This is a genomic window from Thioclava nitratireducens, assembly GCF_001940525.2.
GTDB classification, from domain to species: domain Bacteria; phylum Pseudomonadota; class Alphaproteobacteria; order Rhodobacterales; family Rhodobacteraceae; genus Thioclava; species Thioclava nitratireducens.
The window spans coordinates 160,984-185,542 of the sequence record NZ_CP019437.1 but is presented as its reverse complement, the minus strand read 5'-3'; the positions used below and the strand labels follow the sequence as shown (position 1 = coordinate 185,542).

At 63.5% G+C, this 24,559-nt stretch carries 31 protein-coding genes and 1 tRNA gene; 21 read left to right on the top strand and 11 right to left on the bottom strand.

The window, feature by feature from the left end:
• The first annotated feature begins 3 nt into the window (after positions 1 to 3).
• The 8 genes from BMG03_RS00930 to BMG03_RS00900 all read left to right on the top strand — a co-directional run bounded on the left by BMG03_RS00930 (position 4) and on the right by BMG03_RS00900 (position 3,541).
• Complete coding sequence (locus BMG03_RS00930) at positions 4 to 555, top strand: hypothetical protein (protein WP_075775314.1); 552 nt, start codon at positions 4 to 6, stop codon at positions 553 to 555.
• A complete protein-coding gene (locus BMG03_RS00925; RefSeq protein WP_075775315.1) occupies positions 552 to 833 on the top strand; it encodes a hypothetical protein in 282 nt (93 codons plus the stop codon). Before BMG03_RS00930 ends, BMG03_RS00925 begins: the two co-directional genes overlap by 4 nt.
• Positions 834 to 937: 104 nt before the next feature.
• The gene (locus BMG03_RS20600) at positions 938 to 1,096 is read left to right on the top strand and encodes a hypothetical protein (protein WP_157771530.1); all 159 of its coding nucleotides are present in this window, start codon (positions 938 to 940) and stop codon (positions 1,094 to 1,096) included.
• Positions 1,093 to 1,329, top strand: coding sequence for a hypothetical protein (locus tag BMG03_RS00920; protein WP_077701033.1), 237 nt, complete (start codon positions 1,093 to 1,095; stop codon positions 1,327 to 1,329). The genes BMG03_RS20600 and BMG03_RS00920 overlap by 4 nt, the downstream gene beginning before the upstream one ends.
• Positions 1,329 to 1,604 carry a hypothetical protein gene (locus BMG03_RS00915; RefSeq protein WP_075775317.1) on the top strand — a complete coding sequence of 92 codons (276 nt, stop codon included), beginning with the start codon at positions 1,329 to 1,331 and terminating at the stop codon, positions 1,602 to 1,604. Before BMG03_RS00920 ends, BMG03_RS00915 begins: the two co-directional genes overlap by 1 nt.
• A gap of 250 nt (positions 1,605 to 1,854) precedes the next feature.
• Positions 1,855 to 1,995, top strand: a complete 141-nt coding sequence (locus BMG03_RS20595) for a hypothetical protein (protein ID WP_157771529.1) — start codon at positions 1,855 to 1,857, stop codon at positions 1,993 to 1,995.
• Positions 1,996 to 2,007: 12 nt separating this feature from the next.
• The gene (locus tag BMG03_RS00905; protein ID WP_075775319.1) at positions 2,008 to 2,325 is read left to right on the top strand and encodes a hypothetical protein; all 318 of its coding nucleotides are present in this window, start codon (positions 2,008 to 2,010) and stop codon (positions 2,323 to 2,325) included.
• 22 nt (positions 2,326 to 2,347) lie between these two features.
• Positions 2,348 to 3,541 carry a site-specific integrase gene (locus BMG03_RS00900; protein ID WP_075775320.1) on the top strand — a complete coding sequence of 398 codons (1,194 nt, stop codon included), beginning with the start codon at positions 2,348 to 2,350 and terminating at the stop codon, positions 3,539 to 3,541.
• 258 nt (positions 3,542 to 3,799) lie between these two features.
• Here BMG03_RS00900 and BMG03_RS00895 read toward each other — a convergent pair whose 3' ends face one another.
• The 3 genes from BMG03_RS00895 to BMG03_RS00885 form a co-directional block, all read right to left on the bottom strand.
• A complete protein-coding gene (locus BMG03_RS00895; protein WP_075775321.1) occupies positions 3,800 to 4,600 on the bottom strand; it encodes a hypothetical protein in 801 nt (266 codons plus the stop codon).
• A 158-nt stretch (positions 4,601 to 4,758) separates the two neighbouring features.
• Positions 4,759 to 4,950 carry a hypothetical protein gene (locus tag BMG03_RS00890; protein ID WP_075775322.1) on the bottom strand — a complete coding sequence of 64 codons (192 nt, stop codon included), beginning with the start codon at positions 4,948 to 4,950 and terminating at the stop codon, positions 4,759 to 4,761.
• An 843-nt stretch (positions 4,951 to 5,793) separates the two neighbouring features.
• Positions 5,794 to 5,869 (bottom strand) — tRNA-Lys (locus BMG03_RS00885).
• 142 nt (positions 5,870 to 6,011) lie between these two features.
• Here BMG03_RS00885 and dapF point away from each other — a divergent pair.
• From dapF to BMG03_RS00850, 7 genes are all read left to right on the top strand, one after another.
• Positions 6,012 to 6,812 (top strand): diaminopimelate epimerase, encoded by an 801-nt coding sequence (gene dapF / locus BMG03_RS00880; protein ID WP_425275160.1) that lies wholly within the window; start codon positions 6,012 to 6,014, stop codon positions 6,810 to 6,812.
• Positions 6,809 to 8,071 (top strand): tRNA (N(6)-L-threonylcarbamoyladenosine(37)-C(2))-methylthiotransferase MtaB, encoded by a 1,263-nt coding sequence (mtaB, locus tag BMG03_RS00875; RefSeq protein ID WP_075775324.1) that lies wholly within the window; start codon positions 6,809 to 6,811, stop codon positions 8,069 to 8,071. Before dapF ends, mtaB begins: the two co-directional genes overlap by 4 nt.
• 42 nt (positions 8,072 to 8,113) lie before the next feature.
• Positions 8,114 to 8,536 (top strand): alternative ribosome rescue aminoacyl-tRNA hydrolase ArfB, encoded by a 423-nt coding sequence (gene arfB, locus BMG03_RS00870; RefSeq protein ID WP_075775325.1) that lies wholly within the window; start codon positions 8,114 to 8,116, stop codon positions 8,534 to 8,536.
• A complete protein-coding gene (locus BMG03_RS00865; RefSeq protein WP_075775326.1) occupies positions 8,526 to 9,788 on the top strand; it encodes an aspartate aminotransferase family protein in 1,263 nt (420 codons plus the stop codon). Before arfB ends, BMG03_RS00865 begins: the two co-directional genes overlap by 11 nt.
• Positions 9,785 to 10,762 (top strand): phosphotransferase enzyme family protein, encoded by a 978-nt coding sequence (locus tag BMG03_RS00860; protein WP_075775327.1) that lies wholly within the window; start codon positions 9,785 to 9,787, stop codon positions 10,760 to 10,762. The genes BMG03_RS00865 and BMG03_RS00860 overlap by 4 nt, the downstream gene beginning before the upstream one ends.
• Positions 10,759 to 11,202: an NUDIX hydrolase gene (locus tag BMG03_RS00855; RefSeq protein WP_088719854.1), complete on the top strand. Its 444-nt coding sequence runs from the start codon at positions 10,759 to 10,761 to the stop codon at positions 11,200 to 11,202. The genes BMG03_RS00860 and BMG03_RS00855 overlap by 4 nt, the downstream gene beginning before the upstream one ends.
• An 88-nt stretch (positions 11,203 to 11,290) precedes the next feature.
• A complete protein-coding gene (locus BMG03_RS00850) occupies positions 11,291 to 12,772 on the top strand; it encodes an inorganic phosphate transporter (RefSeq protein ID WP_075775461.1) in 1,482 nt (493 codons plus the stop codon).
• A 4-nt stretch (positions 12,773 to 12,776) separates the two neighbouring features.
• Here the strand turns inward: BMG03_RS00850 and pncB are convergent, their stop codons facing one another.
• Entirely contained in the window at positions 12,777 to 14,084 is a 1,308-nt protein-coding gene (gene pncB / locus BMG03_RS00845) for a nicotinate phosphoribosyltransferase (RefSeq protein WP_075775329.1), read from the bottom strand.
• 3 nt (positions 14,085 to 14,087) lie between these two features.
• Entirely contained in the window at positions 14,088 to 14,687 is a 600-nt protein-coding gene (pncA, locus tag BMG03_RS00840; protein WP_075775330.1) for a bifunctional nicotinamidase/pyrazinamidase, read from the bottom strand.
• 98 nt (positions 14,688 to 14,785) lie between these two features.
• On the opposite strand from pncA, the gene trhO reads away from it, so the two are divergent.
• Positions 14,786 to 15,691 (top strand): oxygen-dependent tRNA uridine(34) hydroxylase TrhO, encoded by a 906-nt coding sequence (gene trhO / locus BMG03_RS00835; protein WP_075775331.1) that lies wholly within the window; start codon positions 14,786 to 14,788, stop codon positions 15,689 to 15,691.
• Here trhO and BMG03_RS20590 read toward each other — a convergent pair.
• On the bottom strand, positions 15,688 to 15,852 hold the full coding sequence (locus BMG03_RS20590) for a hypothetical protein (protein ID WP_157771528.1): 165 nt from the start codon (positions 15,850 to 15,852) through the stop codon (positions 15,688 to 15,690). The two genes, trhO and BMG03_RS20590, sit on opposite strands and share 4 nt — an antisense overlap.
• 155 nt (positions 15,853 to 16,007) lie before the next feature.
• Between BMG03_RS20590 and mbfA the strand changes: the two genes are divergently transcribed.
• The 5 genes from mbfA (at position 16,008) to BMG03_RS00810 (ending at position 19,936) form a co-directional block, all read left to right on the top strand.
• Entirely contained in the window at positions 16,008 to 16,985 is a 978-nt protein-coding gene (gene mbfA / locus BMG03_RS00830; protein WP_075775332.1) for an iron exporter MbfA, read from the top strand.
• A 127-nt stretch (positions 16,986 to 17,112) separates the two neighbouring features.
• Positions 17,113 to 18,030 carry an AEC family transporter gene (locus tag BMG03_RS00825; protein WP_075775333.1) on the top strand — a complete coding sequence of 306 codons (918 nt, stop codon included), beginning with the start codon at positions 17,113 to 17,115 and terminating at the stop codon, positions 18,028 to 18,030.
• 10 nt (positions 18,031 to 18,040) lie between these two features.
• A complete protein-coding gene (gene fghA, locus BMG03_RS00820; RefSeq protein ID WP_075775334.1) occupies positions 18,041 to 18,871 on the top strand; it encodes an S-formylglutathione hydrolase in 831 nt (276 codons plus the stop codon).
• Positions 18,868 to 19,326: a YaiI/YqxD family protein gene (locus BMG03_RS00815; RefSeq protein WP_075775335.1), complete on the top strand. Its 459-nt coding sequence runs from the start codon at positions 18,868 to 18,870 to the stop codon at positions 19,324 to 19,326. The genes fghA and BMG03_RS00815 overlap by 4 nt, the downstream gene beginning before the upstream one ends.
• Positions 19,319 to 19,936 carry an HAD family hydrolase gene (locus BMG03_RS00810; protein ID WP_075775336.1) on the top strand — a complete coding sequence of 206 codons (618 nt, stop codon included), beginning with the start codon at positions 19,319 to 19,321 and terminating at the stop codon, positions 19,934 to 19,936. The genes BMG03_RS00815 and BMG03_RS00810 overlap by 8 nt, the downstream gene beginning before the upstream one ends.
• A gap of 42 nt (positions 19,937 to 19,978) precedes the next feature.
• On the opposite strand, the gene dxs is transcribed toward BMG03_RS00810, so the two are convergent.
• The 5 genes from dxs to BMG03_RS00785 form a co-directional block, all read right to left on the bottom strand.
• Positions 19,979 to 21,901: a 1-deoxy-D-xylulose-5-phosphate synthase gene (gene dxs / locus BMG03_RS00805; RefSeq protein WP_075775337.1), complete on the bottom strand. Its 1,923-nt coding sequence runs from the start codon at positions 21,899 to 21,901 to the stop codon at positions 19,979 to 19,981.
• 19 nt (positions 21,902 to 21,920) lie between these two features.
• The gene (locus BMG03_RS00800; RefSeq protein ID WP_075775338.1) at positions 21,921 to 22,787 is read right to left on the bottom strand and encodes a polyprenyl synthetase family protein; all 867 of its coding nucleotides are present in this window, start codon (positions 22,785 to 22,787) and stop codon (positions 21,921 to 21,923) included.
• Entirely contained in the window at positions 22,788 to 23,024 is a 237-nt protein-coding gene (locus tag BMG03_RS00795) for an exodeoxyribonuclease VII small subunit (protein ID WP_075775339.1), read from the bottom strand. It lies immediately after the preceding gene.
• A gap of 125 nt (positions 23,025 to 23,149) precedes the next feature.
• Complete coding sequence (locus BMG03_RS00790) at positions 23,150 to 23,545, bottom strand: c-type cytochrome (protein ID WP_075775340.1); 396 nt, start codon at positions 23,543 to 23,545, stop codon at positions 23,150 to 23,152.
• 347 nt (positions 23,546 to 23,892) lie between these two features.
• A complete protein-coding gene (locus BMG03_RS00785; protein WP_075775341.1) occupies positions 23,893 to 24,525 on the bottom strand; it encodes a queuosine precursor transporter in 633 nt (210 codons plus the stop codon).
• Positions 24,526 to 24,559: the final 34 nt, after the last annotated feature.

The window sequence follows — 24,559 nt, the reverse complement described above, 5'->3', positions numbered from 1 at the left end:
GCGATGAAGATCTTCTCGCTCCACACGATCGAACAGCGTCACCGCACCCATCGCATCGCCGCGCGTGATGCGGCAGCTGCGGAACGCGCCCTGAAATCCCGCCTGCCGCGCGGCGCCCGGATCATCGAGCGCGCCGTAGCGGTCGACATCGACGCCGACGCAAGCTCGGCCGAGGCGGCGATCTCCCATCTGCTCTCCACCGATTTCCTGCAGCTTGATGCCGGGATTGACGCGAAGATCGAGGACTGGGTGCTCCACGCCCGTTCGCAGCGCCATCTTCCGGCAGCGCTTGCACGGATCAACGCGGGGCTTGGGCCCGTCGGCCTCCGCGTGAGCGCGGATGATCGCCTTTGGATCGGGTCCGCCGCGTCCGTGCCGGCGATCGGCCTGATCTTCGAGGGCACCGAATGGGCGGGTACCGGCCTGACTTCGGCTCTCCGCCACATGACCGGAGCAGAGCTCTCCAACATGACCTTCGCGGGCAAGCGCGCCCGGGCCGTTGGCCTGCCGCTGTCCGTCGTCTTCGCCATCCAGCCGCAAGAGGTGACGCAGTGACCATCTCCATCCCCATGCCGACCGAACTGATGACTGCAGCGGAGCGCGCCGGCTGGCGCATGGCCTGTGAGGCGATGCGGCTGAACGGTGCTCGGATTGAACGGTCCGGCAACCAGATCGGCTCCAATGACGAGACCACCGTCCGCAAGGGCGACCTGCTCACCCATTGCGGCAAGATGGTCCAGGTCGTGGCCGATCTGACCGAGATCCAGCTCGAGCATCGCCGCGTGGGCCCGCCGGTTAGCGTGGCGGCACCGCCGAGCGACACCGTCCTCTGATTTCCCCACGGGGGCCGCCCGCGAAGCGCTGCTCGCCTTCGCCCCCACGCATCCCACGCTCCAGCCGCAGGCGGCAGGCGGGAGCCAACGAGAAAGCAGAACCGATGCACGCACTGTTCACAGGCTTCCGGGCCATGCTGCGCTACTTGCTGCAGCATTACGCTCTCGCCTCGGCCGAGCCCGAGACGCAGGACGACTTTACCGCGTCGATCGCGCGTCAGCGCGCGGTGCTCGAGGCCCGCAATAACGGGGGGCTAAAATGAACCGCGCCAACCGTACCCGACCCATGCTCTCGACCGACGTTGTCCAGGCACTCACCTTCGCCCGCTCAGCTCATCACCTGATTGTCTCTGTGCAGGAGATCGCGGCGATAGCGCATTGCAACCCGGCGACGCGCCCGCTCGGCATGGGCCTGGACGCTGCTCTGGCCGAGGCGTTCCCGGAAGCGCCGCGCGCCACCTCGAGCGCGCCCTTTCGTGACGGGAGGGCGGCCTGATGACTGAGCGAACCTTCATCGACACCGCCGAAGTCGCCGAGATGCTGGGCCTACCGTCGTCGCAAGCCTTCCTGATCCGCAGAACGGATCTCGAGGACCATCACGGCTTTCCGATCCCGATGCCGCACTGGAAGCGCCCGCTGAAATACCGCCGCGACCAGATCGAGCACTGGATCGAGATGAACGGCACGCCAAAGGGCGAGGATCCTGCGATCGATCCGGCGCTGATTGCATCCGGCAAGGTTCGGATGCTCGCGGAGGCGCGGCGGTCATGAGCTGCTATAGGTTCCACGCTGGCGTCACGCGAAACATGGTCGTTTCCGAGCTGGCCTTGCGTCTTGAGAACACGCCTTATGTGGTCGCGGAACTAGCGTATTGCCTTGATAACAATCCGATGGATTTCAACAAGTTCATGGAAGGCGTCAGCTCTCTCGGCCAAGACCAGAAGAGTGCGTTGCGAAACTTTTGCAACGCTGTGGCGCAGAGCCTCACGCTAGGCCCGCCAGACTCGCTTGACCAATTTTGATGAGCCAGAAGCTCGCCACTGGCGCAGGGATTGCAGCGCTCTGGCTGATCCTGCTCTGGAGCATGCCCGGCCCCACGATCGGGGCGACCATCATCACCATCGGAACCGCCGCGCTCGTTCACGGGCTCGGCTACGACTGACCAGGAGGCATAATGAAGAAGCCGCAGATAAACGAACCGAACGCATGCGCTCGCATCATCTCTAAGATCGCGCACACGTGCTTTCTGATCGGTGCGGAGACTGAGTTCGACGCCCACTTCGACTGGCACGGTCACGTAAACCTGATCAGGGTAATGGTATTTCCGAAAGGCGTGATCAGCTGGCACCCCAGAGACGCAATCCTGAGATTTGAAGAGTACCTCAAGCTGCCGAGCACTGCCCGCCATCCAGATTTCTGGACCGGGACCTGTCAGCAGGCTGAGAAATTCGCGGTGCAACTCAACGCATTTCGTGAAGAGAACCGCTGCTAAAATCAAACCGTCGGACAAGCCCATGCCCAAACGCCTGATCCCCAATCCGCCCAACGGCCTGCGCGAGCGCACGCGCTCGAACGGCACGACCCGCCTCTGGTGGGAGCCATCGGCCGCGGCGCGCAAGCTTGGCTTTTCTTCGGTGGAGCTCGACGAGCGCCGCCTTACCTGGTCGAGGCGCGAGGCCGAGCGGCTCAACGCTGAGCTCGCCCGCGCGATCGCCACCGGCAAGCGCGAAGCGCCGAGCCCGATGGGCCGCTCGATCGAAGCGCTGATCGAAAAATACCGCCGCTCGACCCGCTGGACCGATCTCAAGCCCGCCACGAAATCCGATTACGAGGCGAGCTTCCGACTGATCCTGCGGAAGTGGGGCCCGTACCAGGTGCGCGACTTCGACAAGTCGATCGTGCACGCTTGGTACGAGACGCTGCGCGACGGCTCTGGTGAGTGGCAGGCAAAGAGCCTGATCCGGAAGCTCTCGATCCTAATGTCCTACGCCGAGATCCTCGGCTGGCGTCCGGACGGCTCAAACCCTTGCGCGAAGCTGGGCCTCAAAACGCCGAAGGGCAGGGGGCGCGTGGTGAGCTGGGAGGAATTCGACGCATTGCTCACGACGGCCGACGAGATCGGCCTGCCATCGGTGGGCACGGCTATGGTGCTCTCGCTCCTTCATGGGCAGCGTCAGACGGATTGCTTCTCCGCCCGCATAGAGGATTTTCATCAGCTCGAGTTTATCCAGCCTGACGGCGCTGTCGCTCAGGGTTGGGTCTGGATCTTCGATCGCTCGAAGCGCGGCAACGAGGGCGCCCTTCAGCTGCATCAGGACGCAGTCGCCCGCATCGAGGCCGCGATGGCCACGGCAGCCGAGGCGGGGCGTAGCGGCGCGGATCCGCTGCTGCACGACGAGCGTCTCGAGCGGCCCTATGAGCGCGACCTATTCCAGCGCCGATGGCAGGAGGTTCGCGCCGAGACGATCGCGCGCGACGAGACCGGCGCATTACGCTCGATCGAGACGATGCAGTTCCGGGACTTGCGCCGCACCTTCGGCGTTCTAGCCCGCCGCGCCGGCGTCGAGCGTGATGACATCGGCGATGTCCTGGGCAACACGATTGGGAGCAACGCGCAGCTCGCCATGATCTACACCCCGGCCGAGATCGAGACGCGCTCGCGCGCGATCCGTGCTATCAAGAGACCTTCGACGGAGAAAAAGGCATGACCCTTGCCACCTGCGCAGATCCGCGCTGCGAACACATCCTTGGGAAAGACAACGTCTCGGGCTGCTGCGCCCTGCATGCGCACGGAGCGCACTGCCGGTGCGAGCGCTGCCGGAACAAGCCGAAGCCGTTGCCCGAGTGGCTGGACGGTACGGCAGAGAAGCGCTCGGCTTCCGTCACTTGCATCAGCTCGACCTCGAGCACCAATCATGTCGTGAAGGTTTCGCTCCCGAGGGAGCCGTGGGCTTAATTTGCCTTTGCTAACTGAACTTCGAAATGGTCGAAACGACGTCTCGGGCCACGTTCGCAAATCGATGAAGAGTCGGCACTGCGAGAAGAGTGCGTTGGCCCTGTCGAACCTCGAAGCTAACCTCTACTGGTATATCGATTTCCTCCCTTTGGACCCTGGGCCTATACGCACGACGTCGTTTCCGATTTTGAGCCTTTAACCACTGCCATGTCCACGAGAAATCACGTCTGTTTTGACCAACGCTAATCATGCTGCTTGGAGGTAACGGAACCATAAAATCGGGGGCGATCTTACGCATAGCACCGATATGAACCTTCACGAAGTAGCCTACCGGAATAAGGCGCGTATGTTTGTCAGGAACGTCGAGCGTATGGATCGCGTACAAAAGCTCATTCCCACCGTCGCCGCCATGGGCCTGCATTTCCACAATCGCGTCGTAGAACTCTCGACTTACTTTGTGAGCTAGTCGGCTCTTAACCTGACCCTCATAGCGGTCTGCTTTATTTGACACCGGGAACTGCACATTAATTTTCTGACCGGGCGTTTCGGCAACGGGCAGGACAACAGCGGAGTAGGCGTGGTCGATGGCGGATCTTAGGTTGTGGACCGCATCGCCGCAGCGCAACGAGAGCTCGTCCACGATATCTTCGTCACGTTCCGCGTATGCGCAGCGCTCGCAGGTGTCTGCATTCGACTCGATGAAATAGCGAAAAGGCCTCTTTTCGGAGAGAGTTCTCTCGATTTCGTCGATGTGTTTCGAAGCCCAATCAAGTTTGAGATGCGCTGATTTGAACAAAGTGTTTGAGGGCATACCAATTATCCAATCTTCAAAATTAAGAACTAGATTCTTCGGCGCCCATCAAGAAGTCAAAACTGCTTTTGAGACCTCCCACAAAAAACAAGGTTCGGGATAACTCAAGCGCAAAAGTCAATGACCTGGGCAGTTGAGTCTGCCCAGGTCAAATTGGATTAGAAGCGCGTACGCATCGCGATCGCGCGACTTTCCGGGAAGCGGCGCCCTTTGAGCACCTCATTCACGCGGCCAGGGTTCACGTCGAACTGGGCCGCGATCCTGTTTTGAAATTCTCCTTCCCAGTGAAGGTGCCAGATGACGACAGCATCGTCGCAAGTGAGCCGATAGCTCGGTCGGTTCGTGCGCATGAAAAATTCCTTTCTGTGCGCTCGACCCCCACGTTTTCCTGTTGCGCCCTCTGCAACCGCCATGCGAGCATGGCGGCAAGAAAGCCCATGGAAATGGGCGGTCTGTGAAGGGACTTGAGGGGGGCGACTTCCGGCAAGAATGTGCACCCCCTCAGTCCCGGGTTACGCCACCAAACGTTAACCGCCTGATGACACCACATAATGTGCCGTCCCCGACGGAAGCGTGCAAGCGAACGTTCCGCCTAGCCTTTAGGTTTTTCCTGTTGACGCGCCGGTAATCGAAGCAACTTTACGATTCCCTTTTGCGGTAATATCGCACTGTATTCTAACAATTATTTTGTGATAGCGTCGGGTAAGTCTAGGAAAACAAAACGGAAACCAAATTGCCTTTCGTGCACTCGACATACGTGCTCAGTAAGGCCACATCTAGTTTTCCAACTTTAAGGCATATCGTCGAAAAACTTGCGCAGAGTTGCTTGCCGATCCGATGCATGAAGCTCGTGTGGCCACGGAAAGCGCTCGGGTGATTCGTCCAGCTCAGTTTTCGGTGTGGTAAACGATGCGAAGCTCAGCCGCGCCACGGCGGCCACAGCGCTGGCAGACGGCGTTCCGCGCTAAATCCTCGACCGTGACCTCAGGGTTCCTCTCTGCCGCCTCTCGCAGGCTCACAGAGCCCCTGTGGCCGCAGGCGCACCAGAGATGCAGGCGATGGCGCTGGAGATCTCGAGCTTTGGTCACCTGATTTTCCCTCGCTCAATCCGAGCGTCCGATCCGGACGCTGTCGGACGGTCGGACGCATAACCCAGCCGAGGCTGAGAAATGCGTTAAATATTAGGGGGATGATGGTGAGCCGTGCAGGATTCGAACCTGCGACCCACTGATTAAAAGTCAGTTGCTCTACCAACTGAGCTAACGGCCCATCACAGGGCGCGTCTCTACAAACCCCCGCCGGGGGGGTCAAGGCATAAAATTCACAAAAATTGCACATCTGGAAAAAACCTTGGCGCGGGCGTATATCGCGCGCCATGAATACAAAGCGCATACAGAGCGGACTGCCCTTCATGAAGATGCATGGGCTCGGCAATGACTTCGTCGTGATCGACGCCCGCGTGGGCGACGATCCGGTCACGCCTGCGCTCGCGCGTGCGCTCGGTGATCGGCATCGCGGCGTGGGATTCGACCAGCTCGCCGTGATCCGCCCCGCCCAAGGGGCTGATTTCACGCTCGATTTCTGGAACAACGACGGTACGCGGGCCGGCGCTTGCGGGAATGCGACCCGCTGCGTGAGCGATTACATGATGCGTCAGCTCGACCGGGCCGATGTCACGCTGGTGACCGAACGCGGGCACCTCAGCGCGGTGCGGCGCGAGGACGGGATGGTCTCGGTCAATATGGGCGCGCCGATTCTCGAAGCGGCGCAAATTCCGATTCTGCCGGGCATCGATCCCGCGCATCTGCCGCTTGGCGGCGACCCGATCGCGGTCGGCATGGGCAACCCGCATTGCGTCTTCTTCGTGGACGATGCCGAGGCGGTCGAAGTGGATCGCCAGGGCCCGGTGATCGAGCATGATCCCCTGTTCCCCGAGCGCACCAATGTCGAATTTGCCAGCGTGATCGGCCCCGACCATCTGCGGATGCGCGTCTGGGAGCGCGGCACCGGCATCACGCTGGCCTGCGGCTCGGGCACCTGCGCCACCGCCGTCGCCGCGCATCTGCGTGGCCTCACCGGCAAGCGTGTCCTCGTCGATGTCGATGGCGGCCAGCTGGAGATCGACTGGCGCGACGATGGCGTCTGGATGACCGGCCCCACCGCGCATGTGTTCGATGCGACCCTCACCCAAGATTTTCTGGACGCGATATGAAACCGCCCGTTTTCTCGACTCTCGGCTGCCGCCTCAACTCCTATGAGACGGAGGCGATGAAGGAATTGGCTGCAGGCGCCGGGCTCGAAGGGGCCGTGGTCGTCAATACCTGCGCCGTGACCGCCGAGGCCGTGCGCAAGGCCAAGCAGGAAATCCGCAGGCTTGCCCGCGAGAATCCGGACGTGCCGGTGATCGTGACCGGCTGCGCTGCGCAGACCGAGCCCGACACCTTCGCCGCGATGCCCGAGGTCACCAAGATCATCGGCAATCACGAGAAAATGCAGGCCGACACCTGGGCGCAGCTCGCCCCGCAAGGCCCCGATTTCATCGGCGAGACCGAGCGGGTGATGGTCGACGACATCATGTCGGTGAAGGAGACCGCCGGTCACCTGATCGATGGGTTCGGCCGCCATCGCGCTTATGTGCAGGTGCAAAACGGCTGCGATCACCGCTGCACCTTCTGCATCATCCCCTTCGGGCGCGGCAATTCGCGCTCCGTCCCGGCGGGCGTCGTGGTCGAGCAGATCAAGCGCCTCGTGGATCGCGGCTTCAACGAGGTCGTCCTCACCGGGGTCGATCTGACTTCCTGGGGCGCGGACCTGCCGGGCGAGCCGCGTCTGGGCGATCTGGTGATGCGAATCCTGCGCCTCGTGCCGGACCTGCCGCGCCTGCGCATCTCCTCCATCGACTCGATCGAGGCGGATGAGAACCTGATGCTGGCGATCGCGAGTGAGCCGCGACTGATGCCGCATCTGCATCTCAGCCTTCAGGCGGGCGACGACATGATCCTCAAGCGGATGAAGCGCCGCCACCTGCGCGACGACGCCATCGCCTTTACCGAGGAAGCGCGCAAGCTGCGCCCCGGGATTGTCTTCGGCGCGGATATTATCGCGGGTTTCCCGACCGAGACCGAGGAGATGTTCGAAAACTCCCTGCGGCTCGTCGACGATTGCGGGCTGACCTTCCTGCATGTTTTCCCCTATTCCGCGCGCAAGGGCACGCCCGCCGCGCGGATGCCCGCCGTGAAAGGCCCGATCGTCAAGGAGCGCGCGGCCCGGCTGCGCGCGAAGGGTGAGGCCGCGCTGGCCGCCCATCTCGACGCGCAGGTCGGCACCGAACAGCTCGTGCTGACCGAAACCCCGCGCGTCGCGCGCACCGAAGGCTTTGCCGAGGTGACGTTCGAGGCGGACCAGCCCGAAGGCACGCTGATGAGCGTGCGCATCACTGGCCATGACGGGGCACGGTTGCTGGCGGGGTAAAGGGGGCTTTCGTTTTTCGCAGCGTGAGCTAGCTTGTGGCCCATGCTGCGGATCAACGATCAGATAACCATCGAGGATTGGGAAATCACCGAAACCTTCACCCGGGCGCAAGGTCCAGGGGGGCAGAATGTGAACAAGGTCTCGACCGCGGTGGAGCTGCGCTTCGAGGCCGAACGCTCGCCGCATCTGCCGCAGCCGGTGAAGAACCGCCTGCGCCGGATCGCGGGGCGCAGATGGACCAGCGACGGCGCGCTTTTGCTGCTGGTGCAGGACACGCGCAGTCAGGCGCGCAACCGCGAGATCGCACGCGACCGCCTCGCCGAGATGATCCGAAAGGCCTGCGAAAAGCCCAAGAAACGCATCCCGACCCGACCCACGCTCGGCTCGAAGAAGCGGCGTCTGAAGGCGAAGGCGATTCACGGCGAGAAGAAAGCGCTGCGCGGGAAGGTCTCGGATGGGGAGTGATCTGCTGGACCGGCGCGAACGGCTTTTAGGGCCGAACGTGCCGACCTTCTACGACCGCCCGGTGGAGATCGTGCGGGGAGAGGGCGCTTCGCTTTTCGACGCCGACGGCCAGCGCTACCTCGACGCCTATAACAACGTCGCCCATTGCGGCCATTGCCATCCGCGCATCGTGAAGGCGATCTGCGAACAGGCTGCGACGCTCAACACCCACACGCGCTATCTGCATGAGGGCATTCTGGATTATGCCGAGGCGTTGCTGGGCAAGTTCGCCTTCGATGGTCAGCTTCTGATGACCTGCACCGGGTCCGAGGCCAACGACGTCGCTTTGCGCATGGCGCAGGCGGTGACCGGCAAGCGCGGCTTCATCGCGACCGACAACACCTATCACGGCAACACCACCGCCGTGGCGCATCTGTCGACGCGTCGCCCGCCGATCGGAGGCTGGCCGGACCATATCCGCCGGGTGCCGGCGCCCGACAGTCTTACCCCCTTGGGCGGATCGCTTGAGGCGCAGTCCGAAGCCTTTGCGGCCAACGTCGCGCAGGCGATTGCCGAGCTGGAAGAGAGCGGCCACGGCTTCGCGGGGCTCATGCTCTGCCCGATCTTCGCCAATGAGGGGATGCCCGGCATCGCGCCCGGTTTCCTAGACCCGACCGTCGAGGCGATCCGCCGCGCGGGCGGGCTGATCCTGTGTGACGAGGTGCAGCCGGGTTTCGGCCGGATCGGCTCGCATTTCTGGGGGCACGAATGGCTGGGCGTCACGCCTGACGTGGTCACGATGGGCAAGCCGATGGGCAATGGGCACCCGGTCGCGGGCCTTGTTGCGACGCCCGAGGTGATGGGCGCCTTCCGCGAGGCTTTCGGCTATTTCAACACGTTCGGCGGGAATCCCGTTTCGGTCGCAGCCGCAATGGAGACGTTGCGGGTGATCGAGGACGAAGGCTTGCAGGAGAACGCGGCACAGGTCGGCGACTACCTTCTGCAAGGGCTGCGCGACCTGTCCCATCCGCTGATCGCCGACACGCGGGGCCTTGGCCTGTTCCTCGGGATCGAACTGGCGCGGGACGGCGAGCCCGCCAGCGACGCTGCTGGCCGGATCGTCGAGGCGATGCGCGAGCGCCATGTCTTGATGGGCCGGGTGGGCCGAGCGCAACACATTCTCAAGATCCGCCCGCCGATGGTCTTCAATCGCAGCGATGCCGATGAAATTCTGGAGAAGCTTTCGCAGAGTTTCGAGGAGCTTCCTGCATGATCTCGGACGAGACCGCACGGGCGATGGCGGAGTCTGCCCTCGCTTCATGGGGAGGTGCGCCCGAGCCGCCGCGACTGGTGAAGAACCGCGAGAATATCGTCTTCGAGGCGCATCTGAAGGACGGTCGCCATGTCGCGTTGCGTTTGCACCGGCCCGGTTATCAGGGCCGCGAAGGGGTCGAGGCCGAGTTGCGCTGGTGCGAAAGCCTCGCCGATCAGGGGATGCCGGTGCCGCGCCCGGTGCGCACGAGCGAGGGCGCTCTGACAGGGCTCGTGGAGGACCGCGTCACCTCTTGCGTGGGTTGGCTGGATGGGACGCCGATCGGCGCGGGCGATCAGCCCCTCTCCGGGACGCCAGAAGCAGTGCGCACCGAGGCCCAGGCGCTGGGTCGCCTCATCGCGCAGCTTCACATCAGCAGCGATGCCGCCCCGCCCGACGGGTTCGACCGGAACCCGTGGGATGGCGAGGGGTTTCTGGGGGAGCGTCCGCTTTGGGGTCGTTTCTGGGAACATCCTCAGCTTTCGGAAGTTGAGGCCACAACGCTGTCCTCGGACCGCGACCTTGCGCGTGTGCTTTTGGCACAGGCACAGGACTATGGTCCGATCCACGCCGATTGCCTGCGTGAGAACGTGCTGTCGACGCCGGACGGGCTCGCCCTGATCGACTTCGACGATTGCGGGCCGGGCTACCGGCTCTACGACCTCGCGACGGCGCTGGTGCAGGGCTGGGGCGATCCGCTTTGGGGCGAACAGGCGGCTGGGCTCGTCGAGGGCTATCGCAGCCTGCGACCGCTTCCGCCCGATCAGGAGGCACTCCTGCCGCTTTTCGTGGCGCTGAGGGCCTTCGCCTCCGCTGGCTGGATTGTGACCCGGGCCCTGCCTTCCGATCCGCGCCAAAAACTATATGTAGAACGTGCGCTTGATCTCGCACAGCATTTGGAGAACCGTACGCCGCCATGGGAGACCAGTCGATGAAATGGGCGAAATCCGTCGCCAAGGGCCTGCTGGGCTATCGTCCCGCCTCTTTGCAGGTGGGCGCGCTCTGTCTGCGCATCCGTGACGGAAAGACCCAGGTTCTGCTGATCACCTCCCGCGATACCGGGCGCTGGGTCATCCCCAAAGGCTGGCCGATGCGGGGACGCTCGCTGTCCGGCGCAGCCAAGCAGGAGGCGTGGGAAGAGGCCGGAGTCGTCGGCAAGATCGACAAGGAGCCCGCCGGGGCATTCCGTTATGACAAGATCCTCGATAGCGGCTTGGCGACGCCCACCGATGTCGTCGTCTTCCCGCTGCGGGTGGAGACCCTGATGAAGTCCTATCCCGAAGAACATCAGCGCAAGCGCAAATGGTTCGCGCCGAAGGAGGCCGCGAAGCTTGTGGCGGAAGAGGGGCTGCAAAAAATTCTGCGCAAGCTCTGAGCGCCGAAACGGGCCTGACGCCTTGTCACAGCGGGTCAAACCCGTTACCCCGCGCGGGTTCTGACAATTAGATGACAGGTTCGTGACGGTGGCCAATCAAGACAACGAGTCCCGCGTCAATCAGTGGAAAACGCTCGACAAGGATCTCAAGCGGATCGGACGTGTCGAAAGCGCCGCGCAATTCGTGGCGCGCGGCATGGTTGCGCCAGGAGTCGCGCTGGCCTTCATCGTGCTCGCCGGACTGGTGGCCGCGGTGCTGGTGGGAGGTCAGCCTGGCCAGCTGGTGGTGATCTTCGCGGCCGCGATCGGGGCCTATATGGCGCTCAACATCGGCGCCAATGACGTGGCCAACAACATGGGCCCCGCCGTGGGCTCACGCGCGATGACGCTGATCGGGGCGCTGATCGTCGCCGCCATCTTCGAAAGCTTGGGCGCGCTCGTCGCGGGCGGCGATGTCGTCAAGACCGTCGCGAAAGGCATCATCGAACCCACCGCCTTGCCCGATTCCGGGCATTTCGTCTGGGCGATGATGGCGGCGCTTCTGGCGGCGGCTTTGTGGCTGAACCTCGCGACATGGCTGGGCGCGCCGGTCTCGACCACGCACTCCATCGTCGGCGGCGTCGTCGGCGCGGGCATCGTGGCCGCGGGCTTCGGCGCGGTCGACTGGGCTTCGATGGGGATGATCGCGGCAAGCTGGGTGATCTCGCCGATCCTCGGCGGGGTGATCGCGGCGGCCTTCCTCGCACTTATCAAGTCCAAGGTGATCTATGTCGACGACAAGATCGCGGCCGCCCGGCGATGGGTGCCGATCCTGATCGGGATCATGGCGGGGGCCTTCGCTGCCTATCTCGCGCTCAAAGGCCTGAAGCACCTGTTCAAGATCACGATCGTCGAGGCCGTCCTGATCGGGCTCGTCGTCGGTCTTGTGGGCTGGCTGATCACGATCCCGATGATCCGCCGCCAATCCGAGGGGATGGAGAATCGCAAGAAGTCCCTCAAGACGCTGTTCGGCCTGCCGCTCGTCGTCTCTGCTGCGCTGCTGAGCTTCGCCCATGGTGCGAATGACGTCGCCAATGCGGTGGGTCCGCTCGCCGCCATCGTGCACACGGTGGAGCAGGGCGATATCGCGGCGCAGGTCGACATCCCGTTCTGGGTGATGGCCGTGGGTGCGCTTGGCATCTCTTTCGGTCTGTTGCTGTTCGGGCCCAAGCTGATCCGCCTCGTCGGCAACGAGATCACCAAGCTCAACCCGATGCGCGCCTATTGCGTGGCGCTGTCGGCGGCAATCACGGTGATCGTGGCGTCCTGGCTGGGTCTGCCGGTCTCCTCGACGCATATCGCGGTCGGCGGCATCTTCGGCGTGGGTTTCTACCGCGAGTGGCACGCCGAGAAACGCGCGCGTGAGCTGGGCACCCGCAAGGGCAAACCCGTCCCGCCGGAAGAGCGCAAACGCCGCCTACTGGTGCGCCGCTCGCATATGATGACTGTTGCCACGGCATGGATCGTGACCGTCCCGGCCTCGGCCGCGCTCTCGGCGGTGTTCTACCTGATCCTCAACGCGATGACCTGATCGCTCAGACCATGACCTTCATCGCCTGCTGCTGGCCGACGTCGAAGACGCGCTTGTAGCGGGCGATTTCCGCCTCCGGCCCCATCGCCTTTTCGGGATTGTCCGACAGTTTCACCGTCGGACGCTCATCGGCCTCGACCGCTTTGCAGACAAGGCTGAACGGCGCAAGCGCGTCATGCGGCACCAGCCCGCGGAAGTCGTTCGTCAGCAGCGTGCCCCAGCCGAAACTGACCTTCACGCGCCCGGCGAACTGCGCGTGCAACTCGCGAATCTTGTCGACGGTCAGCCCGTCCGAGAAGATCACCAGCTTTTGGCGCGGGTCCTCGCCGCGTGCCTTCCACCAGTCGATCGCGATATCCGCGCCGGTCGCCGGATCGCCCGAATCGATGCGAATACCGGTCCAGCCCGCCAGCCAATCCGGTGCGTGATCGAGGAAACCCTTCGTGCCGTAGGTGTCGGGCAGGATGATACGCAGGTTGCCGTCATGCTCCTCGTGCCAATCGGCGAGCACCTTGTAAGGCGCCTTTGCCAGCTCCGCATCGCTATCGGTCAGCGCCGCATAGACCATCGGCATCTCATGCGCGTTGGTGCCCACGGCCTCGATGTCGCGCCGCATCGCGATCAGGCAGTTCGAGGTCCCGGTGAACGCGCCCCCTTCGGAGATGTCGCCCAAGCCTTCTAGCATCGCCTGCACGCACCAGTCCTGCCACAGGAAGCTGTGCCGTCGCCGTGTGCCGAAATCCGCGATCCGCAGGTGATCCAACTCGCGCAGCGCCTCGATCTTCTCCCAGACCTTCGTCATCGCGCGGGCATAAAGCACCTGCAACTCGAACCGCCCCATCGTGTTCAGCACTGCCCGGCCGCGCAGCTCCATCAGGATCGCGAGCGCCGGAATCTCCCAGAGCATGACCTCGTGCCACTTGCCCTCGAAGGTCAGCTCATATTGCCCGTCGCGCTTTTCCAGATGGTAGGGCGGCAGTTGATAGCCCTCGAACCATTCCATGAAATCCGAGCGGAACATCTGCCGCTTGCCGTAGAACGTGTTGCCGCGCAGCCAGGTGCTCTCCCCGCGCGACAATTTCAACGAGCGTGCATAATCGAGCTGCTCGCGCAGTTCCGCCTCGTCGATCAACTCCGCCAGCCGGATCGACTTGCTGCGATTGATCAGGCTGAACTTGACCCGCGTCTCCGGCTTGTTGCGAAAAATCGACTGGCACATCAATAGCTTGTAGAAATCTGTGTCGATCAGGGACCGCACGATCGGGTCGATCTTCCACTTGTGGTTATAGACGCGGCTCGCGATGTCGACCATGGATCAGGCCTCCAGCTTTACACCGGCAGAGCGCATCTCGCTATGCGCCTCCTGCAGCGAGCCGTCGAGGTCGATCGCCCGGCAGGCGCCTTCGATCACGGTCGCGCGGAAGCCCAGCTTCGCAGCATCCAGCGCCGACCACGCGACGCAGAAATCGGTGGCGAGCCCAACGAAGGTCAGATCCTCGACGCCCCGGTCGCGCAGATAGCCTGCAAGCCCGGTCGGCGTCTTGTGGTCGTTCTCGAAGAAAGCCGAATAGCTGTCGACGCCGCGCCGGAATCCCTTGCGGATGATCAGCTGCGCCCGGTCCACGGCGAGATCGGGGTGGAACTCCGCCCCTTTGCTGCCTTGGACGCAATGGTCCGGCCAGAGGGTCTGCAGCCCATACTCCATGTGAATCTGCGTGAAGGGCGCGCCGCCCTCGTGCTGGCTCGCGAAAGAGGCGTGATCCGCCGGGTGCCAATCCTGCGTCAGCACCACGGTGTCGAACTCGGTCATCAGCGTGTTCACGCGCGGAAGGATCTCGTCGCCCCCCGAGACTGCCAGCGCGCCGCCGGGGCAGAAATCGTTTTGCACGTCGATCACGATCAGGGCTTTGGTCATTTTGTCTCTCCCGCAGGGTCTCTCCATGGGTAGGGCGCGGGCCCCACATGGTCAACGGCTCTTGCCTAATGCCCCTGCACGGCGCTAATGCGGGGCCCATGTTCACCGTTGCCGCCCTTTACCATTTTACCCGGTTCGAGTCTCCCGAGGCCTTGAAGGCCCCGCTGGCGAAGCTTGCCTGCGCGCAAGGTGTGAAAGGCTCGCTCCTGCTCGCGCGCGAAGGGATCAACGGCACGATCGCCGGGACTCGTGAAGGGATCGATGCGGTGCTGGCGCATATCCGCGGCTTGCCGGGCTGCGCCGATCTGGAGTGGAAGGAAAGCGCGGCGGCCGAGATGCCTTTCGGCAAGATGAAGGTTCGGCTCAAGCGCGAGATCGTCACGATGGGCGAGCCCGATATCGATCCCAAAGCCCGCGTCGGCCATTACGTCGAGCCGCAGGACTGGAACGCGCTGATCTCCTCGCCCGACACGGTGGTGATCGATACGCGCAACGATTACGAGATCGAGATCGGCACTTTCGAGGGGGCCATCGACCCCGGCACGAAGAGCTTCCGCGAATTTCCGCAATGGTGGCGCGACAATGCGCATCGCTTCCATAACAAGCGCGTCGCGATGTTCTGCACCGGCGGTATCCGCTGCGAGAAATCGACGAATTTCCTGCTCTCGGAAGGGGTGCCCGAGGTCTATCACCTCAAGGGCGGCATCCTGAAATATCTCGAAGACATGCCCGAAGACGGCTCGCTCTGGCAGGGCGACTGCTTCGTCTTCGATCAGCGCGTGAGCCTGCGCCACGGGCTGAAACAGGGCGATTACGACAGCTGTCACGCCTGTCGCCGTCCGGTTTCCGCGGAAGACAAACGCCACCCCGATTACGAGGAAGGCGTCTCCTGTCACCGCTGCATCGGCGAGTATTCCGATGCCGATCGCGACCGCTTCCGCGAGCGCGAACGTCAGATGCGCCTCGCCGCCGAGCGGTGCGAAGCGCATCTTGGACGCGATTAATTATCCGCGCAGACCTGCGTCAGATCGTTGCAGCCTTGCGTGACGGTCGGAGCCCCGGTGGTCGGGAAGTCCAGACGCGGCAGCGAGAAATCCCCGACGCCAGCCGACGCGGCAGTCGCGCCAAACACGGACAGAACAAGGGCGTAAGCGAGACGTTTCATAGCGGTTCTCCATAACTGAACTACTTGGTTCGGAATGCAATATGAACCGTTCGGTTCGGAAATCAAGACCTAATGAACTGAATGGTTCAAAATACTGCCTTGCACTGGAGGCAAAGCCGCCTATTTTAGAACCGTTCTAAAAAAGAGGGCCTCCCATGCTTCCCGGTTTCGCGTCACGCCGCCGTTTCGACGATCTCTCCGAACAGGAAGTGCTTGCGCTCGCGATTTCCTCCGAGGAGGACGACGCGCGCATCTATCGCCAATATGCCGAGCATCTGCGCGATGAGTTTCCGGGCTCCGCGAAGATTTTCGACGAGATGGCGAAAGAGGAAGACGAGCATCGCCGCCTCTTGATCGCCCGGCACACGGAGCGTTTCGGCGAGGTAATCCCGCTGATCCGTCGCGAGCATGTCGCGGGCTTCTACAACCGCAAACCGATCTGGCTGACGAAGAACCTATCACTCGATACGATCCGCGGCGAGGCCGAGGCGATGGAGCGCGAGGCGGGCAAGTTTTATACGCTCGCCGCCCAGCGTAGCTCTGATGCCAGCACGCGCGAGTTGCTGGGCGATCTCGCCGCAGCCGAACTCGGCCACGAGAAGAAGGCCGAAGAGCTGACCGGCACGCATCTGCCCGAGAGCGAGAAGGAAGAAGAAGACCGTCAGGCCCATCGCCAGTTCATCCTGACTTGGGTGCAACCGGGTCTCGCCGGACTGATGGACGGCTCGGTCTCGACCCTCGCGCCGATCTTCGCCACCGCCTTCGCGACCCAAAATCCTTGGACCACCTTCCTCGTGGGCCTCGCGGCCTCGGTCGGCGCGGGCATCTCGATGGGCTTCACCGAAGCCGCTCATGATGACGGCGTGATCTCGGGCCGCGGTTCGCCGATCAAGCGCGGCATCGCCTCGGGCGTGATGACCATGCTGGGTGGCTTGGGCCACGCGCTGCCCTACCTGATCCCCGATTTCTGGACCGCGACCACCATCGCGATCATCGTCGTGTTCATCGAGCTCTGGGCGATCGCGTGGATCCAGAACCGCTTCATGGAAACGCCCTTCCTGCGCGCGGCCTTCCAGGTCGTGCTCGGTGGTGCGCTGGTCTTTGCGGCCGGTGTCTTGATCGGCGGCGGCTGACGCCGACCTGCGATTTGCCTTCGGCTTGGCGAAAATATCCCCGCCGGAGGCATCCCCGCCTTTCCACGGGTACATGGGTCACATTCCGTATCTGGCACTTGCCAAAGGCGCATGCTAGCCCTTGGCCATGCTCGAGATCTTTCTGAAGACCTTGCCCTTTTTCGCCCTGATCGGGCTTGGCTGGTTCGCCGGACAGATCCGCTTTTTCACCGCCGAGGCGACCGCGTGGCTGACGAAGTTCGTCTTCTACTTCGCGCTCTCGGCGATGCTGTTCAAATTCTCCGCCAATCTCGATCTGGACGCGCTCGTCGATCCGCAGTTCATCCTTGCGTATCTGACCGGCTCGGGCGCGGTCTGGCTGATCAGTTTCGCCGTCGCCAAGGCGCGCAAGCTGCCCACCGCGCTCTCGGCGATGGAGGCGCATACCTCGATGACCGGCAATACCGGCTTTCTCGGCGTGCCGATGCTGGTGGTGCTGCTGGGACCGGCAGCGGTCGGGCCGGTGCTGATGGTGCTGAGCTGCGATCTGATCGTGTTCTCCTCGATCATCACGATCTTCATCACCGCCGCGCGGCACGGGAAGGTCTCTCTCGCGCCGATCGCGCTGGGGCTTGTGAAGAACCCGATGATCGTCTCGATGGTGGCGGGGCTCGCCTGGGCGGGGCTGAAGCTGCCGATGCCGGGTCCGCTTGAGGAATTCATGACGCTTTTGGGCGCCGCCGCCACGCCGGGCGCGCTGTTCGCCATTGGCGCGTCGCTCGCGGGGAAATCGGCGGAGAAACCCGCGCCGGCGGTCTGGCTGTCCTTCGGCAAGCTCTTCCTGCATCCGGCGGCCATCGCGATCACCTCGCTTCTGATCTTCGATGTCGACCCCTTCGCGGCAGGCGTGATGATCGCCGCTGCCGCCCTTCCGGTCGCGGGCAATGTCTATATTCTGGCGCAGCATTTCGGGGTGGCGCCGCAGCGCGTCTCGGCGTCCATCCTCGTCTCGACCGCCGTCTCGATCCTCACGGTTCCGGCGGTCATCCACTGGGTTCACGGCTAAGGAGGCTCTGATGAAAACGATCTCGGAAAACCGCTGTTTCGGAGGCGTCCAAGGCGTCTACTCGCACGCCTCGAAGGTCAACGATTGCGAGATGACCTTCGGGCTGTTCCTGCCGCGCGAGGCCGAGGACGGGCCGGTTCCGGTGCTGTGGTATCTCTCGGGACTGACCTGCACCCATGAGAACGCCATGACCAAGGCAGGCGCACAGGCGTTTGCGGCCGAGCACGGGATTGCGCTCGTTTTCCCCGACACCTCGCCGCGCGGCGAGGGCGTCGCCAACCATGAGGATTACGATCTGGGGCAGGGCGCGGGCTTTTACGTCAACGCGACGCAGGATCCGTGGGCGCCGCATTTCCGGATGTGGGATTACATCGCCGAGGAACTTCCGAACGCCATCGACGCCGCTTTCGAGATCGATCCCGAGCGGCAGGCGATCACCGGCCATTCGATGGGCGGGCATGGCGCGCTGACGCTGGCGATGCACCAGCCCGAGCGCTTCCGGTCCGTCTCGGCCTTCGCGCCGATCGCGAACCCGACGCAAAGCGATTGGGGCCGCAAGCAGTTCAGCGCCTATCTGGGCGACAACGAGGCCGCATGGGCCGCGCATGATGCCACGCTTCTGATGCGCGAACGTGGGTTCGACGGCGAAGTGCTGATCGACCAAGGCGGCTCGGATCAGTTCCTCGATCTGCTGAAGCCCGAGGCGCTGGCCGAGGCGATGGCCGCGCGCCGTCAGCCCGGCACCTTCCGGATTCAGGAAGGTTACGATCACAGCTACTATTTCGTCTCAACTTTCATTCCCGACCACATCGAGTTCCACGCCGAGGCGCTCTGGGCGTGATCTGGGTCGATGCCGATGCCTGCCCGGTGAAGGCCGAGGCCGAGAAGGTCGCGACCCGTCTCGGGATCAAGCTGATGCTGGTCTCCAATGGCGGGCTGCGGCCCTCGCCCAATCCGCTGGTCGAGATGGTCTATGTCGATCAGGGGCCGGACGTGGCCGACATGTATATCGCCGAGCGGGCGACCGTGGGTGATGTGGTGATCACCAATGACATTCCGCTAGCGGCAAAATGCGTCGAGTCCGGCGCGCGCGTCCTGCGCCCCGATGGCGAGGCGCTGACGCCCGCCAATATCGGCAACGTTCTGGCAACGCGGGATTTGATGGCGGATCTGCGCTCTGCCGATCCGTTCCGGCAGGGCGGCGGCAAGCCGTTCTCCAAGGCGGATCGGGCGCGGTTCTCGGATGCGCTCGACCGGGTGGCACGGGCGGCGGCAAGAGAGGTTAAGAATGGTTGAGGCAGTTATCTTCGACATCGGAAACGTGCTGATCGAATGGCAACCCGAGCGGCATTACGACCGGATCATGCCGCGCGAGACCCGCGAGCAGATGTTCACAGAGGTCGATCTGCACGGCATGAATGACGAGATCGACCGCGGCGCGCCCTTCCGCGAGACGATCTACGCATGGGCCGCGAAATACCCGAGCTGGCGCGATGCGATCCGGCGTTGGCACGACGACTGGATCGAGATGGCCTCGCCGGGTATCCCGCATTCGCAGCGGCTGATGAAAGCCCTGCAGGCCAAGGGGATACCGGTCTTCTCGCTGACGAATTTCGGGATCGAAAGCTACGATTTCGCGGCGACGCATTACCCGTTCCTGCGCGAGTTCGACCGCGATTTCATCTCTGGCCATATGGGCGTCACGAAGCCCGATCCGAAGATCTATCAGATGGTCGAGGACGCGTCGGGGCTGTCCGGCTCGGATCTGATCTTCACCGATGACCGCGCCGACAATATCGCGACGGCGCATACCTTCGGCTGGAAGACGCATCTCTTCGACGGGCCCGAAGGCTGGGCGCGGCGGCTGGTCGAGGAAGGGCTGCTGGAGGAGGCGGAGGCCGCATAAGTTGAACTTATGCAGCCGCCTCGAAAATAAGGAAAACTTATCTCAGGCGCGTTTCGCGACCGCAACGCCCAGAAGTTCGAGCACCTTCGCCTCGATCTGCGGCGCATCCATGCCCGCCGAGTGATACATATCTTCCGGCGAGGCGTGATCGATGAACGTGTCGGGCAGCACCATCGAGCGGAACTTGAATCCGTGATCGAAGACGCCCTGATCCGAGAGGTATTGCGCGACATGGCTGCCGAAGCCGCCCACCGCGCCTTCCTCGATGCAGATCAGCGCCTCGTGCTCCGCCACCAGCCGGTCGATCAGATCGGTGTCGAGCGGTTTCGCGAAACGCGCATCGGCAATGGTCGGCGCAAGGCCGCGGGCTTGCAGCGCTTCGCGGGCTTTCAGAACCTCGGCGAGACGGGTGCCGTAGGAGAGGATCGCAACGCGCGCGCCTTCCGCGATCATCCGGCCCTTGCCGATCTTCAGCGGCACGCCTTCTTCGGGCATGTCGACGCCCATGCCTTCTCCGCGCGGATAGCGGAAAGCGATCGGGCCGTCGTCATATGCTGCGGCGGTGGCGACCATATGGACCAGCTCCGCCTCGTCGGCGGCGGCCATCACGACCATGCCGGGCAGCGAGGACATGAAGCCCACGTCGAACGAGCCCGCATGGGTCGCACCATCCGCGCCCACCAGACCGGCGCGGTCGATGGCGAAGCGCACGGGAAGGCGCTGGATCGCGATGTCATGGACGATCTGGTCGTAGCCGCGTTGCAGGAAGGTCGAGTAGATCGCGCAGAACGGCTTCATACCGGAGGCCGCGAGACCGGCAGAGAAGGTGACGGCGTGCTGCTCGGCGATGCCCACGTCGAAACAGCGGCGCGGATAGACGCCCGCGAATTGCTTCAGTCCGGTCCCGTCCGGCATGGCGGCGGTGATGCCGACGATCTTCTCGTCTTTCGCCGCTTCCTTGATCAGGCTTTCGGCGAAGACCTTGGTGTAGCTCGGGGCGTTGGAGGGCGATTTCTTCTGCTCGCCGGTGTTGAGGTCGAATTTCGCGGTGGCGTGACCGCCATCGGGGCGGCTCTCGGCGGGGGCATAGCCCTTGCCCTTCTTCGTCAGCGTATGGATCAATACCGGGCCGGTCGCGCGCGCCTTGAGCGTACGCAGCAGCGGCAGAAGCTGATCGAGATCGTGTCCGTCGACCGGGCCAACATAGGAGAAGCCGAGCTCCTCGAACAGCGTGCCGCCCATCGCGATGCCTTTCAGCATCTCTTTCGCGCGGCGCGCGCCCAGCTGGAACGGCACCGGCAGCAGACCGACCGCGCCCTTGGCGGCGGATTTCAGGTCCTGCAGCGGGGCCTCGGAGTAAAGCCGCGTGAGATAGCTCGACAGCGCGCCGACGGGCGGGGCGATCGACATCTCGTTGTCGTTGAGCACGACGAACATGCGCTTGCCCAGGTGGCCTGCGTGGTTCATCGCCTCGAAAGCCATGCCGCCAGACATCGCGCCGTCACCGATCACGGCAATCGCGTCGCCAGTTTCAGCGCCCAGCTCGCGGCCCATCGTGAAGCCGGTCGCGGCCGAAATCGAGGTGGAGCTATGGCCCGCGCCGAACGGGTCGTAGGGCGACTCGGAGCGCTTGGTGAAGCCCGACAGACCGCCCTTGGTGCGCAGCGTGCGGATGCGGTCGCGGCGCCCGGTCAGGATCTTGTGCGGGTAGCACTGGTGACCGACGTCCCAGACGATCTTGTCGCGCGGCGCGTCGAACACGGCATGCAGCGCGACCGTCAATTCGACCACGCCGAGACCCGCGCCCAGATGGCCGCCGGTTTGCGACACCGCCGAGATCGTTTCGGCGCGCAACTCGTTGGCGAGCGTTTTCAGCTCGGCATCGGAAAGGCCTTTCAGATCGGACGGCAGTCGCACCTTGTCGAGGAGCGGCGTGGCCGTTTGGTCGTTCGGGTTGTCGCTCATTGGCTGCCCCCTAGGCGCGCTACATTTCGCGGGAGATAACGAAACGCGCAGCGGCCCGCAAGTTTTCCGCTTCCTCGCCGTAAGGTGAAAGCGCGTCTATCGCCTGGTCGATCAGCTCGCCCTCGCGGAGCCGCGCGCCAGCAAGGCCGAGCAGCGAAACGAAGGTCGCCTTTCCGGCCTCGGCGTCCTTACCGACCCGCTTCCCGGCGGCCTTTTCGCAGCCCGTCACATCTAGGATGTCATCGTGAATTTGAAAGGCCAGACCGACCGCATCGGCGAAATCGCTCAGAGGGCCCTCGTCTTCGCCTGCGAGGATCGCGCCGGCGCGGGAGGCAAAGGAGATCAGCGCCCCGGTCTTGCCCGCCTGCAGCGCGGTGATCTGGCTCAGCGAAAGGGGATTGGTGGCACTTTCCGCCGCGATGTCGAGCGCCTGACCGTGGCCCATGCCCGCCGCGCCGGAGGCTTTGGCAAGCGCGAGGCTGAGCGCGATGCGCCGCTCTGCCGGGCCGAGGAGGGGATCGGCGCAAAGCTCAAACGCAAGCGTCTGCAGCACGTCGCCGGTGAGCACGGCGGTGGCCTCGTCCCATTTCACGTGAATCGTCGGCTGGCCGCGGCGCAGATCGTCGTCATCCATGCAGGGAAGATCATCATGCACGAGGCTGTAGGCGTGCAGCGCCTCGACCGCGGCGGCGGCGGGCATCGCTTGAGCTTCGGGAATTCCGAAGATCGCGGCGCTTTCGATCGCGAGGAAGGCGCGCAGCCGTTTGCCGCCCTGCAGCGCGTAATGCATCGGGTCGCGCAACGGCCCCTCCGGCTGGCGCGCCACGGCGGCATCAAGCGCGACCTGAACGGCCGCCTGCACCTCTTTCAAACGGGAGGAGAACATTTACAGACCTTCGGCGGGGGCCGTGCCTTGCGGTGCGCCGTCGGCATTGAGCGTGATCTTCTCGACCCGCGCCTCGGCCTCCTTCAGAAGCTTGGCGCAATGCTCTTTCAGCTTGGCACCGCGCTCGTAGAGCTTGATCGACTCGTCGAGGGGCACGTCGCCGTGTTCCAGTTTGCCCACGACTTCCTCGAGGGCCTTCATCGCCTCTTCGAAGCTCAGCGCGTTAATATCGCTCATCAATCTGCATTCCCGGTGATATGTCGTCCAATAAGGCTCTCACGCCCGGCTTCCTGCAAACCATATCCGGCTCGCGGAGTCGAGATCACCCCGCGAACCCGGCCCAGCAGTGAACGTCTTGTCGCCTATTTCTGGAGCGATTCGAGATATGTCGCGAGGGAGAGGACGCGCCCGCGCGTGGCCAGCACGTCGGTGTAATACGGCGCGCCGTGCCCGCCCTGGTCCATGAACACCTCGCCGAAGACCGGCATCGGCCCGCCATGTGCCCGCACGCCCGTGCGCCCGTCGATGATGTGGATCGTTTTGAGCATCGGGAACGCGCCGTCATTCGCGGCGGCAAGCCCGGTCAGATCGGCAGGTTTCACGGTCAGATATTCGGCCATCGGCCCGGTGCCGGTGCCGTCGTCGCCATGACAGCTGGCGCAATATTGGTCGTAGAGAACTTTGCCGACATCGGCGTTCTGAGCGATGGTCGGCGTCGCGGCGAGACATGCCGCGGCGATGAGGTAAGTGAAGCGCATTGTATCCTCCCACAAAGATGGCGCAGGGGAAGGGTAGGCGCGAAACGTGATCACGTCTGTGATCGGCGTCAACGAAGAAAGGCGCCCCGTATGCTACGGAGCGCCCCACGAAAAGGGCCATCTCTATTCGAGATGACCCTCCGAGATCTACGGAGATGGTCCGGTTAGGGTCCGAAGGATCCAGCCGTCCCAGTCAGGGTTCTTTGCCCTAGGGTTTGCCCTCAGGCCACGGCCCCCCTCACTGTCCCGACACCTCTCTCCACTATCACTCTAGACACTGGACCACCTCCTTTCATGCGTTGCCGTTATCCACAGCGTGCCACAGATTTTGTGTGTGGCAAGAAAAATCACGCAAGTCTTGGAGAAAGTTTCGTGACGAGTGCCTTGAAAGGCAGCAGTGCGATCAAAGTCAGGGCAAGTTTGACAAGCCAGTCGGCGGTGGCGAGCGACACCCAGAGCGGCACTGTCGGCCCGACGCCCAACAGGGGCAGGGTCTCATTCGCCCAGGACACGTCGTTGCCCGGCTCGAGGAAGGTCAGCCCGGCCGAGAAAGCCACCGAGAAGAAGATCAGCGTATCGAGCGAGGCGCCGATCAGGGTCGAGATCGCCGGGGCGCGCCACCAGACGCCGTCGCGCAGCTTGTCGAAGACGAAGATGTCGGTCATCTGCGCCACGAGGAAGGCCGCGCCGGAGCCGAGCGCGATGCGCAGCGTCACCGCCGGATAGGTGAAGCCGTCACCCTGCAGCATGATCTGGCTGCCGATGAGCGAGCAGATCACCCCCACGACAAAACCCGCGAAGACCACGCGACGCGCGGCTCCGGGGCCGTAGACACGGTTCATCACGTCATTGACGAGGAAGGCGAAGGGGTAGGTGAAGGCGCCCCAGGTCAGCCAGTCGCCGACGAGGAATTGCACCAGGATGTTCGAGGCCACGACGATTGCGGCCATGGCAATGATGCCAGGAATATAGCGGGTCATGATGTTCAACCGTTTTTACATGGTAGCGGAGACA

Coding starts and splice junctions, on each gene's coding strand:
- BMG03_RS20595 (WP_157771529.1), top strand. CDS start 1,855: ATGAGCCAGAAGCTCGCCACTGGCGCAGGGATTGCAGCGCTCTGGCTG.
- BMG03_RS00865 (WP_075775326.1), top strand. CDS start 8,526: ATGGGGAGTGATCTGCTGGACCGGCGCGAACGGCTTTTAGGGCCGAAC.
- dxs (WP_075775337.1), bottom strand. CDS start 21,901: ATGAGCGACAACCCGAACGACCAAACGGCCACGCCGCTCCTCGACAAG.
- BMG03_RS00800 (WP_075775338.1), bottom strand. CDS start 22,787: ATGTTCTCCTCCCGTTTGAAAGAGGTGCAGGCGGCCGTTCAGGTCGCG.
- mtaB (WP_075775324.1), top strand. CDS start 6,809: ATGAAACCGCCCGTTTTCTCGACTCTCGGCTGCCGCCTCAACTCCTAT.
- BMG03_RS00900 (WP_075775320.1), top strand. CDS start 2,348: ATGCCCAAACGCCTGATCCCCAATCCGCCCAACGGCCTGCGCGAGCGC.
- BMG03_RS00790 (WP_075775340.1), bottom strand. CDS start 23,545: ATGCGCTTCACTTACCTCATCGCCGCGGCATGTCTCGCCGCGACGCCG.
- pncA (WP_075775330.1), bottom strand. CDS start 14,687: ATGACCAAAGCCCTGATCGTGATCGACGTGCAAAACGATTTCTGCCCC.
- BMG03_RS20590 (WP_157771528.1), bottom strand. CDS start 15,852: ATGAAACGTCTCGCTTACGCCCTTGTTCTGTCCGTGTTTGGCGCGACT.
- BMG03_RS00915 (WP_075775317.1), top strand. CDS start 1,329: ATGACTGAGCGAACCTTCATCGACACCGCCGAAGTCGCCGAGATGCTG.
- BMG03_RS00810 (WP_075775336.1), top strand. CDS start 19,319: ATGGTTGAGGCAGTTATCTTCGACATCGGAAACGTGCTGATCGAATGG.
- pncB (WP_075775329.1), bottom strand. CDS start 14,084: ATGGTCGACATCGCGAGCCGCGTCTATAACCACAAGTGGAAGATCGAC.
- BMG03_RS00795 (WP_075775339.1), bottom strand. CDS start 23,024: ATGAGCGATATTAACGCGCTGAGCTTCGAAGAGGCGATGAAGGCCCTC.
- BMG03_RS00855 (WP_088719854.1), top strand. CDS start 10,759: ATGAAATGGGCGAAATCCGTCGCCAAGGGCCTGCTGGGCTATCGTCCC.
- mbfA (WP_075775332.1), top strand. CDS start 16,008: ATGCTTCCCGGTTTCGCGTCACGCCGCCGTTTCGACGATCTCTCCGAA.
- BMG03_RS00895 (WP_075775321.1), bottom strand. CDS start 4,600: ATGCCCTCAAACACTTTGTTCAAATCAGCGCATCTCAAACTTGATTGG.
- BMG03_RS00930 (WP_075775314.1), top strand. CDS start 4: ATGAAGATCTTCTCGCTCCACACGATCGAACAGCGTCACCGCACCCAT.
- BMG03_RS00905 (WP_075775319.1), top strand. CDS start 2,008: ATGAAGAAGCCGCAGATAAACGAACCGAACGCATGCGCTCGCATCATC.
- arfB (WP_075775325.1), top strand. CDS start 8,114: ATGCTGCGGATCAACGATCAGATAACCATCGAGGATTGGGAAATCACC.
- fghA (WP_075775334.1), top strand. CDS start 18,041: ATGAAAACGATCTCGGAAAACCGCTGTTTCGGAGGCGTCCAAGGCGTC.
- BMG03_RS20600 (WP_157771530.1), top strand. CDS start 938: ATGCACGCACTGTTCACAGGCTTCCGGGCCATGCTGCGCTACTTGCTG.
- BMG03_RS00785 (WP_075775341.1), bottom strand. CDS start 24,525: ATGACCCGCTATATTCCTGGCATCATTGCCATGGCCGCAATCGTCGTG.
- BMG03_RS00890 (WP_075775322.1), bottom strand. CDS start 4,950: ATGCGCACGAACCGACCGAGCTATCGGCTCACTTGCGACGATGCTGTC.
- dapF (WP_425275160.1), top strand. CDS start 6,012: ATGAAGATGCATGGGCTCGGCAATGACTTCGTCGTGATCGACGCCCGC.
- trhO (WP_075775331.1), top strand. CDS start 14,786: ATGTTCACCGTTGCCGCCCTTTACCATTTTACCCGGTTCGAGTCTCCC.
- BMG03_RS00825 (WP_075775333.1), top strand. CDS start 17,113: ATGCTCGAGATCTTTCTGAAGACCTTGCCCTTTTTCGCCCTGATCGGG.
- BMG03_RS00860 (WP_075775327.1), top strand. CDS start 9,785: ATGATCTCGGACGAGACCGCACGGGCGATGGCGGAGTCTGCCCTCGCT.
- BMG03_RS00920 (WP_077701033.1), top strand. CDS start 1,093: ATGAACCGCGCCAACCGTACCCGACCCATGCTCTCGACCGACGTTGTC.